Source organism: Streptomyces sp. NBC_00083, assembly GCF_026343295.1.
GTDB lineage: Bacteria > Actinomycetota > Actinomycetes > Streptomycetales > Streptomycetaceae > Streptomyces.
In genome coordinates this window covers 498,152-514,830 of sequence record NZ_JAPELY010000002.1, presented here as the reverse complement: position 1 = coordinate 514,830, position 16,679 = coordinate 498,152, and the positions used below count along the sequence as shown (strand labels likewise).

General features: G+C 71.1%; 17 protein-coding genes. 4 read left to right on the top strand and 13 right to left on the bottom strand.

Translation table 11 applies throughout. From position 1 onward, the window contains the following. Window positions 1-54: 54 nt before the first annotated feature. Together OOJ98_RS18845 and OOJ98_RS18840 are read left to right on the top strand one after the other, a co-directional pair. On the top strand, window positions 55-609 hold the full coding sequence (locus tag OOJ98_RS18845) for a peroxiredoxin (RefSeq protein WP_267056061.1): 555 nt from the start codon (window positions 55-57) through the stop codon (window positions 607-609). A 3-nt stretch (window positions 610-612) separates the two neighbouring features. Continuing rightward, window positions 613-1,146 carry an alkyl hydroperoxide reductase gene (locus tag OOJ98_RS18840; RefSeq protein WP_161251190.1) on the top strand — a complete coding sequence of 178 codons (534 nt, stop codon included), beginning with the start codon at window positions 613-615 and terminating at the stop codon, window positions 1,144-1,146. 99 nt (window positions 1,147-1,245) lie between these two features. On the opposite strand, the gene OOJ98_RS18835 is transcribed toward OOJ98_RS18840, so the two are convergent. From OOJ98_RS18835 to OOJ98_RS18820, 4 genes are all read right to left on the bottom strand, one after another. Further along, the gene (locus OOJ98_RS18835; protein ID WP_267056060.1) at window positions 1,246-2,745 is read right to left on the bottom strand and encodes an AI-2E family transporter; all 1,500 of its coding nucleotides are present in this window, start codon (window positions 2,743-2,745) and stop codon (window positions 1,246-1,248) included. 168 nt (window positions 2,746-2,913) lie between these two features. After that, entirely contained in the window at window positions 2,914-3,624 is a 711-nt protein-coding gene (locus tag OOJ98_RS18830; RefSeq protein ID WP_267056059.1) for a transglycosylase SLT domain-containing protein, read from the bottom strand. 385 nt (window positions 3,625-4,009) lie between these two features. Then, a complete protein-coding gene (locus OOJ98_RS18825; RefSeq protein WP_267056058.1) occupies window positions 4,010-5,332 on the bottom strand; it encodes a PhoH family protein in 1,323 nt (440 codons plus the stop codon). A gap of 847 nt (window positions 5,333-6,179) precedes the next feature. Beyond that, window positions 6,180-6,941 (bottom strand): isoprenyl transferase, encoded by a 762-nt coding sequence (locus tag OOJ98_RS18820; protein ID WP_114037243.1) that lies wholly within the window; start codon window positions 6,939-6,941, stop codon window positions 6,180-6,182. A gap of 136 nt (window positions 6,942-7,077) precedes the next feature. Between OOJ98_RS18820 and mgrA the strand changes: the two genes are divergently transcribed. Further along, entirely contained in the window at window positions 7,078-8,115 is a 1,038-nt protein-coding gene (gene mgrA / locus OOJ98_RS18815; RefSeq protein ID WP_267056057.1) for an L-glyceraldehyde 3-phosphate reductase, read from the top strand. A gap of 365 nt (window positions 8,116-8,480) precedes the next feature. On the opposite strand, the gene OOJ98_RS18810 is transcribed toward mgrA, so the two are convergent. Together OOJ98_RS18810 and OOJ98_RS18805 are read right to left on the bottom strand one after the other, a co-directional pair. Next, a complete protein-coding gene (locus OOJ98_RS18810; protein WP_267056056.1) occupies window positions 8,481-9,974 on the bottom strand; it encodes a DUF2079 domain-containing protein in 1,494 nt (497 codons plus the stop codon). A 141-nt stretch (window positions 9,975-10,115) separates the two neighbouring features. Continuing rightward, window positions 10,116-10,919: a class I SAM-dependent methyltransferase gene (locus OOJ98_RS18805; protein ID WP_267056055.1), complete on the bottom strand. Its 804-nt coding sequence runs from the start codon at window positions 10,917-10,919 to the stop codon at window positions 10,116-10,118. Between the two features lie 46 nt (window positions 10,920-10,965). On the opposite strand from OOJ98_RS18805, the gene OOJ98_RS18800 reads away from it, so the two are divergent. Beyond that, window positions 10,966-11,340: a DUF192 domain-containing protein gene (locus OOJ98_RS18800; protein ID WP_267056054.1), complete on the top strand. Its 375-nt coding sequence runs from the start codon at window positions 10,966-10,968 to the stop codon at window positions 11,338-11,340. Here OOJ98_RS18800 and OOJ98_RS18795 read toward each other — a convergent pair. From OOJ98_RS18795 to OOJ98_RS18765, 7 genes are all read right to left on the bottom strand, one after another. Then, window positions 11,330-12,085, bottom strand: a complete 756-nt coding sequence (locus OOJ98_RS18795) for a hypothetical protein (protein ID WP_267056053.1) — start codon at window positions 12,083-12,085, stop codon at window positions 11,330-11,332. The two genes, OOJ98_RS18800 and OOJ98_RS18795, sit on opposite strands and share 11 nt — an antisense overlap. A 180-nt stretch (window positions 12,086-12,265) precedes the next feature. Continuing rightward, the gene (locus OOJ98_RS18790; protein WP_267056052.1) at window positions 12,266-12,901 is read right to left on the bottom strand and encodes an OmpA family protein; all 636 of its coding nucleotides are present in this window, start codon (window positions 12,899-12,901) and stop codon (window positions 12,266-12,268) included. A gap of 7 nt (window positions 12,902-12,908) precedes the next feature. After that, window positions 12,909-13,328, bottom strand: a complete 420-nt coding sequence (locus OOJ98_RS18785; RefSeq protein WP_323177912.1) for a hypothetical protein — start codon at window positions 13,326-13,328, stop codon at window positions 12,909-12,911. Window positions 13,329-13,538: 210 nt separating this feature from the next. Further along, on the bottom strand, window positions 13,539-14,177 hold the full coding sequence (locus tag OOJ98_RS18780; RefSeq protein ID WP_267057022.1) for a pilus assembly protein TadG-related protein: 639 nt from the start codon (window positions 14,175-14,177) through the stop codon (window positions 13,539-13,541). After that, entirely contained in the window at window positions 14,177-14,431 is a 255-nt protein-coding gene (locus OOJ98_RS18775; protein ID WP_267057021.1) for a hypothetical protein, read from the bottom strand. Before OOJ98_RS18775 ends, OOJ98_RS18780 begins: the two co-directional genes overlap by 1 nt. A 110-nt stretch (window positions 14,432-14,541) precedes the next feature. After that, window positions 14,542-15,339 (bottom strand): response regulator transcription factor, encoded by a 798-nt coding sequence (locus tag OOJ98_RS18770; RefSeq protein WP_267056051.1) that lies wholly within the window; start codon window positions 15,337-15,339, stop codon window positions 14,542-14,544. A 23-nt stretch (window positions 15,340-15,362) separates the two neighbouring features. Further along, window positions 15,363-16,649, bottom strand: a complete 1,287-nt coding sequence (locus OOJ98_RS18765) for a sensor histidine kinase (RefSeq protein WP_267056050.1) — start codon at window positions 16,647-16,649, stop codon at window positions 15,363-15,365. Between the last annotated feature and the right edge of the window lie 30 nt (window positions 16,650-16,679).

The window sequence follows — 16,679 nt, the reverse complement described above, 5'->3', positions numbered from 1 at the left end:
GGAAACTTCCCGAATCCGCTCGATTCGGGCTTCCTCGTTTTGCAAGGAGAGCGCGTGCTCACTGTTGGTGACCAGTTCCCCACGTACGACCTGACTGCCTGCGTGTCGCTGGAGAGCGGCAACGAGTTCCAGCAGATCGACCACAAGACCTACGAGGGCAAGTGGCGTGTGGTCTTCGCGTGGCCCAAGGACTTCACCTTCGTCTGCCCGACCGAGATCGCCGCGTTCGGCAAGCTGAACGACGAGTTCGCCGACCGCGACGCCCAGGTCCTCGGCTTCTCCGGTGACTCCGAGTTCGTGCACCACGCCTGGCGCAAGGACCACCCGGACCTGACCGACCTGCCCTTCCCGATGCTCGCCGACTCGAAGCACGAGCTCATGCGCGACCTCGGCATCGAGGGCGAGGACGGCTTCGCGCAGCGCGCCGTCTTCATCGTCGACCCGAACAACGAGATCCAGTTCACGATGGTGACCGCCGGTTCCGTGGGCCGTAACCCCAAGGAGGTCCTGCGGGTCCTCGACGCCCTGCAGACCGACGAGCTGTGCCCGTGCAACTGGACCAAGGGCGAGACCACCCTCGACCCGGTCGCCCTCCTGGCCGGTGAGTGACCCATGTCCCTCGACGCGCTGAAGTCCGCGGTCCCGGACTACGCCAAGGACCTCAAGCTGAACCTCGGCTCGGTCATCGGCAACTCCGAGCTCCCGGCCCAGCAGCTGTGGGGCACGGTGCTCGCCACCGCCATCGCCTCGCGCAGCCCGATCGTGCTGCGTGAGCTGGAGCCGGAGGCCAAGGCCAACCTGTCGCCCGAGGCGTACACGGCCGCGAAGGCCGCCGCCGCCGTCATGGCGATGAACAACGTCTTCTACCGCACCCGCCACCTGCTCTCCGACCCGGAGTACGGCACGCTGCGGGCCGGTCTGCGGATGAACGTCATCGGCAACCCGGGCGTGGAGAAGGTCGACTTCGAGCTGTGGTCGCTCGCCGTCTCCGCGGTGAACGGCTGCGGCCAGTGCCTCGACTCGCACGAGCAGGTCCTGCGCAAGGCCGGTGTCGACCGCGAGACGATCCAGGAAGCCTTCAAGATCGCCGCGGTGGTCCAGGCCGTGGGCGTCACCCTCGACTCCGAGGCCGCGCTGGCCCAGTAGGCCGCGTACCGCACCACCACAAGGGCCCCGCCGGTCGATCCCGGCGGGGCCCTTGCGCATGTCCTTGCGGGACGGACGGCCCCGGCGCCCGGGGCTCGGCTACTCCCGCTCGCCCCCGGACGCGGCGGGCAGCGGGACGGCGGGCGGCGGGCCCGCCTCGACCGCCTGGGCGCTGCGCAGGGCGTTGTCACGGGCGTACTTGCGCAGGTAGCCGACGACCGTGTTGGTGACCGCGACCAGCGGGACCGCGACGACGGCTCCGCCGATGCCGCCCACCAGGCCGCCCGCTGCCACCGAGAGGACCACGGCGAGCGGATGCACCCGCACCGCTCGGCCCAGGATGAACGGCTGCAGGACGTGCCCCTCGATCTGCTGCACGGCCAGGACCACGAGCAGCACCATCAGGGCGTTGAACACCCCGTCGGTGACCAGCGCGACCACCACGGCGAGGGCGCCCGAGACGACCGCGCCGACCAGCGGGATGAACGCGAACAGGAAGATGAACACGGCCAGCGGCACCGCCATGGGCACGCCCAGGAAGTAGATGCCGATGCCGATGCAGATCGCGTCGATCAGGGCCACTATCACCGTGCCGCGCACATAGGCGGTGAGCGTGCGCCAGGCCTTGGGCCCCGCGCCCGCGACGCCCGGACGGGCGGCGGCGGGCACCAGGTTGAGGACCCACTGCCAGATCTTCGGGCCGTCGTACAGCAGGAACAGCGTCGAGAACATCGCGAGCAGGATGCCGGTGAGCACCTCGACGAGGACGGTCACGCCCTGGAGGCCGGCCGAGGTGATCTCGTTGGTGTTGGCCCCGATGGTGTCGCTGAGGTTCTTGGCGATCTGGTTGATCTGGTCCTCGGTGACGTGGAACGGGCTGTTCAGCGCCCAGCGCTTGAGCTCCTCGATACCGGCCCGCACCTTGCTGGACAGGTCGTCGAGGTTGTCCATCACCTGCCACACCACGAACCAGCCGACGAGGCCCATGATGACGAACCCGGAGATCGCGGTGACGGCGGTGGCGAGGCCGCGCGGCAGCCCCATCCGCTTGAGCCGGGCGACGGTCGGCTGGAGCAGCGCGGTGATCAGGAGCGCCGCGACGAACGCGAGGACCACCAGGCTGACCGCGCTGATGATCTGCGTCAGTACGTAGAGGGAGCCGGCCAGCACGAGCAGCCGCCAGCCGACGGCGGCCGCGACCCGCATGCTCCACGGCACGGCGTCGACCGGATCGGGACGCGCGGCGACCGCGGGCGCGTACGAGGGCGGCGGCGGTACGTGTTCGGGGGCCTGCTCGTCCGGGGAGCCGGGCTCGGCCGACGGCGCGTCCTCGGCGCCGGGCGCCGGGCCGGACGCGGGGCCGCTCTCGGCGAGGCCGGACGGGCCCGGCCCGGTGTGCGCGGCAGCGCCCTTTACCGGGCCGGTGTGCGCGGGGGCCGTCACGGAACCGGAAGGCGTGGGAGCGGGCGGCGCGGGATCGGCGATCGCCGGGTCGGGCCCGGCGTCGGCGTCCGCCTCGGCCCGGCGCTCCTCAAGGCGCTCCCCCATCCGCGTCAGCCCGGCGCCGAGCCGTCCGAGCAAACTGGGCACTCTCGACATGTTCCCGCCGTTTCCCTTGTCCCCGCAGTTGAGTCTCCCCACCGCCTACCCCCGAACCGTGCAGATGACCGTACACGGGCGGAGCCCCGCACCGAAGGACGGTGCGGGGCTCCGGAAGGTTGAGCGGCCCCGGAGTGTTTCTGCGCCGGGCCGGCCCACCGAGTGGTTCTAGTACCAGCTGTGGGACTGCCAGTACGACCAGGCGCCGCAGGGGCTGCCGTAGCGGTCGTTCATGTAGTTGAGGCCCCACTTGATCTGCGTGGCCGGGTTGGTCCGCCAGTCGGAGCCGACCGAGCTCATCTTGGAGCCCGGCAGCGCCTGGACGAGGCCGTAGGCGCCGGAACCCGAGTTGGTCGCCGTGTAGTTCCAGCTCGACTCGTTGTTCACGATGTGGCTGAAGCACTGGAACTGGTCCGACGGCACTATCTGACGGGCGATCGACTGGATCTCGGAGATCGAGTAGGAGCTCTTGACCGCGAAGTCGGTGCGGCTGGCCGAACGGCTGGCGGCCTGGGTCTCCAGATCGCGGGCCTTGGCGTCCGCTGCGGCCTTGTCGGCCTTGTCCTTGTCCGCCGCGTCCTTCTTGGACTTGGCGTCCTGCGCGGCCTGGACGCGCGCGGCCTCCTCGGCGGACTTCTTCGCCGCGGCACTGGCCTGGGCGGACTGCGCGTCCGCCTGCTGCGTCAGGGACGCGGTCTGGACCTGGGCCTGCTGTCCTGCGGGGATGTCCGCCAGGAGCGTCGAATCGGCGGCGGTGGCCTCGAAGTTGTCGTTCGAGGCGGCGGCGGGGCTGCCTGCGGCAACGCCGACGACGGCGCCAACGGTGGTGACCGCAGTGGCAGATGCCACCGCGAACCCCCGGACCGAGATCCGGCTCACACGGTTTCCTTCCAGCAGCATCCGCACGGGTGACCTCGCGGACGCAATCGTGCCCCTGGCTCTCTCCTCCCAACTGCTGGGTCACGGGAGGAACTGACCCGGTGGGCAACTCCCCTGCGGGAAGTGCCGCGTGATGCGCGGGCGGCATACGGCTCAGCTATTGAGTTGCGTGGGTACCGGGGTACCCGGGATACAGGGGTGCCGTATGCGGGGCCTGACGGATGCAAGACTCTGCCGGAAGCCGGCGCCGCTAAGCAATTCCCGGCCGCGTGTGAAACCTCACACCTCGTCCGCCTCAGAATTTTCCCCCGTCCACCCGCACAGGAAGGCGCCGCCCGGCTAAGCTGCTGCGCTTGCCCGGCGGCGCCAACTGGTGCTTACTGCCTCAGATCGAGACGTCCTCCAGCATTTCGGTCACCAGTGCGGCGATCTGTGAACGCTCGGACCGGGTGAGGGTGACATGCGCGAACAGCGGGTGCCCCTTGAGCTTTTCGACGACCGCCACGACACCGTCGTACCGGCCGACCCTCAAGTTGTCGCGCTGGGCCACGTCGTGGGTGAGCACCACGCGCGAATTGGCCCCGATCCTGGACAGAACGGTCAGCAGGACGTTCCGTTCCAGGGACTGCGCCTCGTCCACGATCACGAAGGCGTCGTGCAGCGAGCGCCCCCGGATGTGGGTGAGGGGCAGCACTTCGAGCATGCCGCGCGAGGTGATCTCCTCGATGACCTCACGGCTCGTCACCGCGGACAGCGTGTCGAAGACGGCCTGGGCCCAGGGGCCCATCTTCTCGGCCTCGGAGCCCGGAAGGTAGCCGAGTTCCTGACCGCCCACCGCGTACAGCGGCCGGAAGACCATCACCTTCTTGTGCTGCCTGCGCTCCAGGACCGCTTCGAGGCCCGCGCAGAGCGCGAGCGCCGACTTGCCCGTGCCGGCCCGGCCGCCCATCGAGATGATGCCGATCTCGGGGTCGAGCAGCAGATCGAGCGCGATCCGCTGTTCGGCGCTGCGGCCGTGGATGCCGAACGCCTCGCGGTCGCCCCGCACCAGCTTGACGTTGCCGTCCGGCGCGACCCTTCCGAGCGCCTTGCCGCGCTCGGAGAGCAGCACGAGGCCGGTGTGGACGGGGAGCCCCGCCGCCTCGGGGACGTAGAGCGTCTCCTCCTCGAAGAGCAGATCGACCTGCTCGCCGCTGAGCGGCAGTTCGGCCATGCCGTTCCAGCCGGAGTCGGTGATGGCCAGCTCCGCGCGGTACTCCTCCGCGAGCAGCCCCACCGACGACGCCTTGATCCTGAGCGGCAGGTCCTTCGATACGACGGTGACGTCGTACCCCTCCGCCTGGAGGTTCCGGGCGACGGCGAGGATCCGGGAGTCGTTGTCCCCCAACCTGTAGCCGGCGGGCAGTACGCCGGGATCGGAATGGTTCAGCTCGACACGGAGGGTGCCGCCTAGCTCGCCCATCGGGATGGGGGCGTCGAGACGTCCGTACCGGACCCGGAAGTCGTCGAGCAGGCGCAGCGCCTGCCGGGCGAAGTAGCCGAGCTCGGGATGGTGCCTCTTTGCCTCCAGCTCCGTGACCACGACGATGGGGAGCACCACTTCGTGCTCCTCGAACCGGGTCATCGCGTTGGGGTCGGCCAGCAGGACGCTGGTGTCGAGGACGTAGGTGCGCCGGTCGGGCATGCGGCGCTTTGTGCTGGTCACCACGGAAGGACGTACCCCCTCGTAAGAGGCGCATGAGGTCGGGGTGCGACGGCGTCGCGGATACGGGGACCGGGCTTCGACCGCGCTGCGCGGGCCGAGCTCCGGCCCTCCACGTCGCCCGCGCGCGGTGCGCGGTCGTCCTGGTGCAAAGGGCCTCCCGGGCGGGTGGCGTTGCGGCCACCCACTGAGATCCGACGCCCGTGGTCCGGGCGTCGACCTGGTGGGGTTATGCCCTCGAACACGCGAAGCCATGCCCCGTCATATGCCCAGAGTTCCCCCTGGGGCTCCGCCCCGACCCCCGGAAGCCCCCTTGAGGCCGCCGGACCCCAGCCCCCGGCCGGCCCGAGAAGCCCACGCCGGGTGCCCTACCGGCTCCGCCGCGGTGGGCGCGGCCGCGCGGCTCGGTGCCGGATGCCCTACCGGCTCCGCCGCGGTGGGTGCGGGTGGCGACTCCGGGTGCCCTACTAGGGGCGCGGGGAACTGCGCGGGTGCCCCAGCACGGTCCGCAGACGAAAGCCGGCCGGGGTTGCTGGGGCTCCGCCCCAGGCCCCGGGATGCCCCACCCCGCCCCTTCCCGAAACCCTCCGGGGGTTATGAAATGGGCTGAGGTACAGACCCCTGGGGCTCCGCCCCAGACCCCGTTCGCGCCTGAAGGGCGCTCGTCCTCAAACGCCGGACAGGCTGAAGATGCCCAAACCAAGCGCCCTGCCAAGGGAGAGGGATGCCGATGCCGGGCGCCCTGCCAGGAGGTGCGAGGATGCCGGCGCTGGGCATCCTGGCAGAGGGCAGCCCGCCCGGGGGCGCGGGGAACTGCGCGGGGCGGGCTCGGCCGGGGTGCCGGAACGCACCGTCAGGTGCCGTACCTCCGATGCCGCGCAGCGTAATCGCGCAGAGCCCGCAGAAAGTCCACCTTGCGGAACGCCGGCCAGAACACTTCGCAGAAGTAGTACTCGGAGTGCGCGGACTGCCAGAGCATGAAGCCCGACAGGCGCTGCTCCCCGCTCGTGCGGATCACGAGGTCGGGGTCGGGCTGCCCCCGCGTGTACAGGTGCTCCGAGATGTGCTCGACATCGACGATCTCCGCGAGCTCCTCGAAGGACGTCCCCTTCGCCGCGTGCTCCAGGAGCAGCGAGCGGACCGCGTCCGCGATCTCCTGGCGCCCGCCGTAGCCGACGGCGACATTGACCAGTATCCCGTCGATGTCGTGCGTGGCCTGCTCGGCCTCCTTGAGGACGGCCTGGGTGTGGCCGGGGAGCAGGTCCGCGTTGCCCACGTGGTGCACGCGCCAGCGCCCGTCCGCCGCCAAGTCCCGCACCGCGTCCTCGATGATGCCGAGCAGCGGGATCAACTGGTCCTCGGGGCGGTCCAGGTTGTCGGTGGAGAGCAGCCAGAGGGTGACGACCTCGACGTCCGTCTCGGCACACCAGCCGAGCAGCTCCTGGATCTTGCTGGCGCCGGCCTGGTGGCCCTGCTCGGGGCTGCGGGCCGATGCCTTGGCCCAGCGCCGGTTGCCGTCCAGGATGACGCCGATGTGCTTGGGCACCTGGTCGTGGTCGAGGCGGCCTTCCACCCGGCGCGCATAGAGCCTGTAGACCAGGTCGCGCAAACTCACCGATTCCACCCTCTCGTTGCCTTCCGGGGGCCCGCCGCCGCCCCGCACACCGGCCGCCCCAGGGAAAGCACAGTACTGCGCACGGGACATGGCGGCCCAACTCGGTCTGTCACAAGTCCGTGATAAGCAGGGAAACGTGACTGAATCGCTCCGCTTCCTCCCCGCCCCCGACCGCTACGACTCGATGGAGTACCGCCGCACCGGCCTCAGCGGCCTCAAGCTCCCCGCCGTCTCGCTCGGCCTGTGGCACAACTTCGGTGACGACCGCGCCCTGAACACCCAGCGCGCGATCCTGCGCCGCGCCTTCGACCTGGGCATCACCCACTTCGACCTGGCCAACAACTACGGCCCGCCGCCCGGCTCGGCCGAGCTGAACTTCGGCAAGATTTTCGGCCAGGACCTCTCCCCGTACCGGGACGAGCTCGTCATCTCCACCAAGGCCGGCTATCTGATGCACCCCGGGCCGTACGGCGAGTGGGGTTCGCGCAAGTACCTGATGTCCTCGCTCGACGCCTCGCTCCGGCGCATGGGCCTCGACTACGTCGACATCTTCTACTCGCACCGCTTCGACCCCCACACCCCGCTGGAGGAGACGATGGGCGCGCTCGCCTCCGCCGTCCAGCAGGGCAAGGCGCTGTACGTGGGCGTCTCCTCGTACAACAGCGAGCAGACCGGGCAGGCGGCGCGGATGCTGCGCGAGATGGGGGTGCCGGCCCTGATCCACCAGCCCTCGTACTCGATGATCAACCGCTGGACGGAGCAGGACGGGCTGCTCGACACGCTGGAGGCGGCCGGCATGGGCTGCATCTCGTTCGCGCCGCTCGCCCAGGGGCTGCTCACCGACAAGTACCTCTCGGGCATCCCGGAGGGCTCCCGCGCGTCGCAGGGCAAGTCGCTCGACCCGAACCTGCTCTCCGAGGACGTCGTACGCCGACTGCGCGGCCTGAACGACATCGCCGCCCGCCGCGGCCAGTCGCTCGCGCAGCTGGCGCTGACCTGGGTGCTGCGCGACCCGCGCATGACGTCGGCGCTGATCGGCGCGTCCAGCGTGCGGCAGTTGGAGCAGAACGTGGCGGCGCTGGCCGGACCGGCGCTCAGCGACGGGGAGTTGAAGGAGATCGACACCTTCGCCGTGGACACCGAGGGCACCAACATCTGGGCCGGACGCCGCTGACGGCACTCGGGTCCGGCGGTCCCGGAGAGGGAGCGGAAGAAAAAACGGGCCGGTCCGTGGGGGGGATACGGACCGGCCCGAGGGGGGGTTTCCACCATAACCCTTCGTAAGTGCTGCTGGGTGCCACGGCGCTCCAGAACTACGCTCCGAAACCGGGCCAGTACGGTTTCGTGGTCCCCCGCAGGGGTGACCCCGGCCTGAGCTCTCACCTTGACCGTGCAGGTCAGAGGGGGTGACGGCGGAGAGAAGCGGCGCGGAGCACCGCCCTGGAGGGCCGAGAAATCGCTCCGGCCGCACATCACCCCTCCGGCGCAAGCAGCGCGGCGCCATGTGACGGTCCGGTGCCGCTCCGTACACGACAGCGCTTACCGCGCGGAGTCCCGTGCCGCGCGCCGCAGCAGCGAGACCCCGTCCGCCTCGGCGACCCGTACGTATCCGTACCGGGTGAGCGCGAGGGCGTACTCCCGTTCCTGACGGTCGGCCGGGTAGGGCCAGGTGCCGGGCGGGTAGGGCCAGGACGGCGCGGGCCTGCGGTCGTAGGCGATCCACTGCGCCGTGGGTCGCGGGACGGCCGGGTCCCTCTCGTACAGCCTGCCCTCCACCGGGAAGGTCGGGAACAGGACGACCGTGGTGCGTGAAGTGAGCTGGGGCGCAAGGCGGTTGGAGGCGGCGACCGTCGCGCCGTCGGGGATGTGGCGCAGCAGCCCGCGTACGGCGAGGACGTGCGGGTCGGTGCGCCAGGTGGAGCGGTGCGCGAGCTGGGCGAGGGGGAAGGACGGCACGAGGACGAGGGTGACGGCCAGGACCGTCGCGAGCGAGGCCCGCACATGGCGCCGGGCGAGCGGGTCGCCGGCGGCGGCGTAGGGCCGCAGCGCGTCGATGAGCGCCGCGAACACGACGGGCATCAGGACGGCCGTGTAGTGGAAGGCGGTCCCCCAGTGGAAGGCGTTGGTGGACAGCATCCGCCAGCCGAGCGTGGGCACCGCGATCAGGGCGAGCGGCGAGCGCAGGGCGATCAGCGCGGCGGGTGCGAAGACCAGGACGAGGGTGGTCGCCTTCACCTCGGGGCGCACCGCGTCGAGCGGCGCCAGCAGGAGCGTGGTGAGCAGGGAGTGGTGGGCGGGGGCGAGGTTGGCGGCGTGTGCGTAGGTGCCCGCCGGGTTGAAGAACGGCATCGCCACCTTGAACTCCAGGGCGCTGCCGAGGAGTCCGAGCGCGGCGGTGGCGAGCCCGAGCCGGCGCGGCCCGCGCCAGGCGACGTACGCCCCGATCGCGGCCAGGGTGAGACCGAGGTCCTCCTTGACCAGCAGCAGCGGCACACCCCAGGCGACCGCGCGCCGCCAGTTGCGGCGGGCCAGCGCCTCGAGGGCCCAGGAGACCAGCGGGACCGCGAAGCACACCTCGTGGAAGTCGAAGCCGACCGCCGAGGCGATGCCCCAGCTCAGCCCGTATCCGAGGGCGACGACATGGGCGGCGCGGCGGCCCATGACGCGCACGGCCTGCCGGGCGAGCGGCACCACGGCGAGCGCGAGCAGCGCGGCCTGCGCGAGGAGCAGCGTGTACGGCGAGGGGGCGAGGCGGTAGAGCGGGGCGAGGACGGCGAGCACCGGGTGGAAGTGGTCGCCGAGGAGGTTGAAGCCGTCGCCGCGCAGCGGGGCGACGGGCGCGTCGAGGTGGGCGTAGGCGCGGACCGCCTGCTCGAAGATGCCGAGGTCGTAGCCGGTGGTGCGGACCAGCGCCTGGCGGCGGGCGGAGACGGTCGCGTACAGGAGGAAGAGCGCGGCGGCCCACCCCCACCACAGGAGGGCGGGCCTGCCGATGCGTACGCGCGGGATGCGGAAGGCGGCGGGCAGAGGCATGGTCGACGACTGCGCACGCCGCCCTACCCTTTGGTCAGCGATTGTCCCCATGTGTCCCGATGCTAGGGCCTGTCCGGCGGATCTGGTCGCCGTCAAGGCCGCCCGGCCTTGGCGTCCCAGACAAGATCCGCCGGACAGGCCCTAGCCAGTGCGGGTGGGCCTCAGGGGCTTCCGTGCTTCGATCAGGAAGCGTGTCGTGTGCGCGACGAAGGGGCCTTCGGTACGGATCTGCTCGTCCAGCGCCTTCAACCGGTCGTGGTACTCCTCGACGGTGAAGCCCGGCACCATCCAGATGACCTTGCGCAGGAAGTAGACGACGGCGCCGATGTCGTTGAACTCGGTCCGCAGCTTCTCCAGGCGCAGGTCGGCCACTTCGAGCCCCGCGCTCTCCGCCTCCTTGCGCGCCTTGCCGGGGTCGCGGCCGCCGCGCACCTCGGGCGGCTGCGGCCCCAGGAAGTACTCGACGAGCTCGAACACGCTGGCCGGGCCCACCTGTTGGGAGAAGTACGTGCCGCCCGGGGAGAGGACGCGGGCGATCTCGCTCCACCAGGTGGTGACGGGGTGCCGGCTGACCACCAGGTCGAACGCGCCGTCGGCGAACGGCAGCGGCGGCTTGTCCTCGTCGGCGACGACCGCCACTCCGCGCGGGTGGAGCAGGCCGGTGGCGCGGGCGACGTTGGGCGGCCAGCCTTCGGTGGCGACGGTGAGCGGCGGCAGCTGGGGCACGGCGGCGAGGACTTCGCCGCCGCCGGTCTGGATGTCGAGGGCGGCGGTCGCCTTGGCCATCCGCCCGGCCATCGCACGGGCGTACCCCCAGGACGGCCGCTCTTCGCTGGCCCGGCCGTCGAGCCAGGAGAAGTCCCAGCCGTCGACGGAGACGGACGCGGCCTCGTCGATCAGTTCCTCGAAGGGGCGGTTGTTGTGGTTCCTGATGTTTCGGCCCATGTTGCGGACCCTACGCGGCGGCCCCGCGAGCCACTACCGTTTATCCATGGGCCGATGGAGGGACGGAACGGGCGTGTTGAGCGTGCTCGACGGCGCCGGCACGGAGGTTCCGCTGGAGATCGCGGCGTCCTACCGGTCCCGCACCCGGGGCCTGCTCGGGCGGGACGGCATCGAGGGCGCGCTCCTGCTCACCCCGGCGAGCAGTGTGCACACCTTCCGCATGCGTTTCGCGATCGACGTGGCCCATCTGGACCGGCGGCTGAGGGTGATCGCGGTACGCACCATGGTGCCGGGCCGGCTCGGCGCGCTCCGGCCGCGCGCACGGCACGTCCTGGAGGCGGAGGCGGGCGCGATGGCGGGGTGGGGGCTGCGGCCGGGCGTCCTCGTATCGGTCGCGACCGGTCAGGATCTCAGGACTTGAGCTTGGCCGCCTGCGCAACGGCGAGCTCGACGGGGATCTGGGGCGTGTCGTCCCCGGTCACATCGACCGCGTAGTACGTCACCACGGTCGTCCCGCTCCGCACCACCAGGAAGACCATCGGCACCGGATCGCCCTGCGCCTCGCCCATCAGCTCGTACGAGAGCGCCTCGTCGCCGGCCTTCGGCGCGGGCAGCTCCTTGACCTCGGTGAAGGCGGAGGGCTCCAGATCGCCGCCCTTGGTCGTGAACCCGTCGGCGCAGGCCGCGATGGCGCTGCGCAGCCGGGGCAGCACATCCGTCGCGCCGGACGGGTGGGCGCCCAGCACCTCGGTGACGACGGTCTGGTCGGCCTGCCCGTCCTCGGTGGTGTTGGTGAGCCGCCGGAAGACCGTCGCGGAGGGGGCGGGCTGGGGTGTGCCGTTGATGACGGACACGAAGGGCATGCAGGCGTCCTTCGAGGTCCGCGAGCTGCCGGTGGGGGTGCCGCCCTCCATGGGCTCGGCCGAGTAGTCCTTCACGTCCCCGGTCACGAGCGCGGCGGCGGCGAGCTGGTCGCTGCTGAGGGCGCCGGGCGCCGCCCGCACCTCGGTGCTCGCGCTCGGCCCGGGTGCGGCTCCGGTGTCCCGCACCGAGCCTCCCGCGCCCTTGGCCCCCGCGTCGGCGGGCCCGCACGAGGCCGCGGCGGCGAGCGCGACGAGACACACCCCGGCCGTCGCCGCACGGCTCCGTAGCAGCCTTGGCTTCATACCCAGCACCGTAACAACGACTCCTGTGGATTGGCTGGGCGTCGCCCGACCGAATTCCGCCCGAGGGGGGCCGGGCACCGACCCGGCAGCCTCCGCGTACCCCGCACAGGAGCGAATAACGCCGCGGTGCTCGGCGCACCAGGGTTCGCACGGGCCGTCCGTCCGCCGGCTGCCCGTCGACTAGCCGCCGCTCCGGGTGAAACTGACCTCCACGCGTCGGTTCTTCTTGCGGCCGTCCTCCGTGGAGTTGTCGGAGATCGGGTAGTCCTCCGCGTAGCCGCGGATCTCGAACGTGATGTCAGGGGGCAGGGACAGGGAGAGTGCCTTCTGGACGGCGTCCGCGCGCTCCTTCGACAGGGTCACGCCGTGTTCGTGCGTACCGAGGTTGTCCGTGAAGCCGAAGACGCGGACGCTGGTCGCCTTCTGCTTCTTGATCTCCGCGGCGATGCCCTGGATGCGGTCGTTGGCGTCGGGCGACAGGGCCGCGCTGTCCATCCCGAACAACACCTCCGCCTGCAGCGCGAACGTGACGCTGGTATTGGTGTCCGAGCGCCGCTCCTCGCCGCCCTGGTCCTCGACGATCGACTTGATGTCCAGCACCTTGGGCGCGGCGAGCGTGCCGCCCTCGGGGAGCTTGAGGTTCGGCGCCGTCCCGTCGACCTTCATCGAGGGATCGCTGGTCGCCTCGGTGCCGGGCAGCGGCGGACTGCTGGGTGTGTCGTCGGCGTAGACGGTACTGGTGCCGGCGGCCAGGACCAGCGCGACGGCGAACACTGCGGCTGCGTGCAGGGCGGCTGTGTGCCGGGTTCTGTTCATGGCGTGATCACCCGGAGACGGGGACGGTCATGGTGGGGAAGGTGGGGAGTTGGAAGTCGACCTGTTGGGTGCCGTTCGGGGGGGCCGGGAATTGGGCGAAGAACGGGATGGTCTGCCCCGCCTTCACTCCGACGATGCCCATCGTGCACAGGCATTTCCCACCTGTGTCCCGCAACACGTAGTAGCGCTTCTTACCCACCTTGTCGATCAGCGTCGCCCCCGCCACCGAGTCGCCGCTCGCCAAGACATCCTTCTCGGTACCGACCCAGCCGGACGTGTCGACGAAGTTCTCCGCGCCGGGGTTCTTCAGCTGGCCGGCCACCGTGACGAATCCGCCGGAGTCACGCGCCACGCTGTTGATGGTGAGGACGATCCCGCCCTGCCCGGTCGACTCCGCGAGTTTGGCCGTCGGAGACGGCGCGGGCACCGAGGTGCCCGACTGCCGGCTGCCTCCGGACCCTCCCTTCGACTGCGAACTACTGCTCGCGGTACCGGATTTGTCACCTTTACTGTCGCTGCCGCATCCGCCGACAGCCAACGCCAGGGCCACAGCCATCGCTGCCGCCGTCGCCCCCCTACGGGCTCTCAACGTATGCCGAACGCTCATCGATGCCATTCCTCTGCTCGTCACTTGCGGTCAGTCGACCAGTTTCACGGTGAACAACTCTTCCGGAGCGGGCATGGGGTCGGTGGGCAGGTCCTTGCCGTCGCACGTGATCGTGACAGGAGAGGGCGGCGTGGACGTCGGAGTAGGTACGGGCGTCCGAGTGGGGGCGGGCGTCGGACTGGCGCCGGCACCCCCGCCGGGCGGAAGGGCGCACCGCAGCTCGATCAGCGCTGTGGCGGTGGCGGTGCCGTGGTCCTGCTCGGTACCCGGGATCACCGAATTGCCCACCGTGTACTGCGTTGTGACACTCGCCTTGAAGGTGAACCGGCCGGCTCCGCCGAGGCGACCGTCCAGTGCCAGCAGGTCGGCGTGGTTCTTCGCCGCGAAGTTCGTGGCCTCGGCGCGCGCATCTCCGAGGACGACGCCGTCATCGAAGAGGGTGTCGAGGCCGCCGGGCGTCATGAGCGCGGCCAGGACCCTCGGGACCAGTTCCTCCCGAGCACGCTGAGCTGCGGCCAGAGCCGCTGAATCAGCCGCCCCCTGGGCCCCGTTGCGGGTCGCCGACGCCTGCCCGACCGCGAAGAACGCGAACGCAAGAAAGAGCAAGCCCGCCACCATCACTACGTAGATGGGGAAGGCCTGCCCTCGGTCCTGGCGAAGGTATGCGATCAGCCGCCGGCCTTGATCTTGTCGATCTGCTCTTTGATCTTGTTGGTGATGGACGTGCCGATCCCCGTCGCCATGATCCCGCCGATGATCGCCACCACCACCAAAATGATCCCCAGATACTCGAACGAGGTCTGCCCCCGATCGCGTCCCGCCGCCGCGTACCGGCGTCGGGCACGCGTCACGGCCGTGTTCTTCCAGCCGCTCACCCGCATCTGCGCAGCGACGGCGGTCCTCAGCAGCGTGTCCTGCGGCATCTCGCGGCTCTCCTCCGGTTGCGGCATCGCGTACGTCACCGGGAACGTAAGCCGGGGGCCGGGAGCGCGCCGAGGGCCCAGGGGCCCAAATGCGGGCCCAAAGCGCGGGGTTACGCATGGCCCGCCCCCAGCCATCGCGCGATCGCCTCGCTGCGCGTCGTCGCATGCAGCTTGGCGAAGATGCGGTTGATGTGGTTCTTGACCGTCTTCTCACTGATGAAGCACGTGGCCGCGATTTGCTGATTGCTCATGCCCGCAGCGATCAACTCCATCACCTCGGCCTCCCGTGAACTCAGCCTGGAATCTTCCCTGTTGCGCATGGGCGTTGCCCGTCGCGCAGTTGAAGACTGTGCCACAACCGGTTGCAGTTGCGAAAGAGATTGTGCGGAAATGGTGGAGAGCGGATCCGGGCCGAGGGCCGGCGGCGGGTGCTCGCGCACGTGGGCCAGCAGGGCGTTCGCCGCCGTGGCGGTGAACGCGGCCCGCCCCTCCCTCATCCCCCGTACCGCCGCGACCAGTTCGTCCGCCGTGAACTCGCCGTGGACCAGGTAGCCCCCGGCCCCGAGCCGCAGCGCCGCCCGGACGATCTCGCTCTCCCGGCTGTACGTCAGCATCATGACCGGCGCGAGGCGCACCAGGTGCGGAAGCGCGGTCATGCCGTCGACGCCCGGCATGCGGACGTCGAGCAGGATCACGTCGGGGCGGTGGCGCACCGCGGCCTCGTACGCCTCGTTGCCGTCGGCGGCCTCCCCTGCCACCTCGATGTCGTGGCGCCCGTGCAGCAGCGCCGCAAGGCCCGCCCGTACGACCGGGTTGTCGTCCGCGACGATCACGCGCAGGGGAACCCGCGGCGCCCGAAGCGGATGCGCAGCCGGGTCCGAGGGCGGATGCGGGGTCGTGTCCGGCATGGCGGCACCTCCTGTCCAGGGATTCATGGCATCGGACCGCTCGGCTCATGCCGCGCGGGCAGCGGGAGTTCCACGCGTACCTCCGTGCCGGTCGGCGCCGCGCCCCGGCCGATCCTGATGCGGGCGCCCATCGCGGCGGCCCGCTCCACCATGCCCACCAGGCCGAAGTGGCCGGTGCGTTTCAGGGCGTCCAGGGTGGTGCCGGCCGGGAGCCCCGGGCCGTCGTCCTGGACGCGGAGGCGGAACACCGCGCCGCCCCCGGCCACCCCGGCCGCCACCTCCACCTCCGCCGTCACCTCCACCCGTGCCGGGCCGGCGTGCCGGTGGGCGTTGTCCAGGGCCTCGCTCGCGATCGTCAGGAGCTGGCGGGCCGCCCCCGCCGGGAGCGTCGGCGACGGGCCGGCCCCGAGCACCGCCCACTCCGTCCGCAGCCCGGTGCGTTCAGCGAAGTCCCGAACCAGTGAGGCCAGTTCGGGCAGCAGGTCCACCTCGCCCCGGGTGCGCCGCAGGTCGCCCAGCAGTTCCCTGGATTCCGCGGCGGCGCGGCGCGCGGCGCGGGCCACCAGGGCGGCCTTGTCGCGGACGGCGGCCGGGTCCATGCGGTCGGCGGACGCGGCCAGGCCGTCCGCGGCGAGCGCCAGACCGTGCAGGGTCTTCGCCACCGAGTCGTGCATGTCCCGGGCCAGGCGCGCCCGCTCCTCCTCCACCGCGTCGTGCACGGCGAGCCGGGCCCGGGTCTCGGTGAGGGCCTGACTCGCCGCGCCGAACCGGAACAGGAGATTGCGGATCGTCACCCCGATCGCGCCGACGATCACGCAGAAGCCCGGGAGCAACAGGGCCGAGGCATCGTCGAGTTGATGGCGGGGCCCGGTCGCGTACACCAGGGTCAGGATCGCGACCTGGAGCCCCGCGAAGACGCCCGCGCCGCGCCAGCCGTAGACCAGGCCCGCCAGCAGCGGGGTGCAGATCGTGACGTAGCCGAGCGGGGACTCCGGGGTCGCCGTGATCAGGAGGAGGGCGCCGAACACGGCGTCGACGGCGAGCAGCCACGGGTGGTTCAGGAGCAGCGGGCCGAACCGCTCCCAGTCGCGGAACAGGACGTACGAGCCCATGAAGGTGACCAGGACCGCCGCCCCCACCAGCAGTCCCGGTGCCCCGTGGGCGGCGCCGGCCAGGGCGAACGGGGCGCCTATGGCGATCATCGCCAGGCGGAAGCCGAACACCTGGCGGCACATCGCCTGGAGCGCGTTGATCTGGAGGGTGAGGGTGGGGGGCGGCACGGCCGGAGCCGCTCCGCGCAGACTCGGCATGCTCAACCCCCTGGATACGGGCGCCAGTTG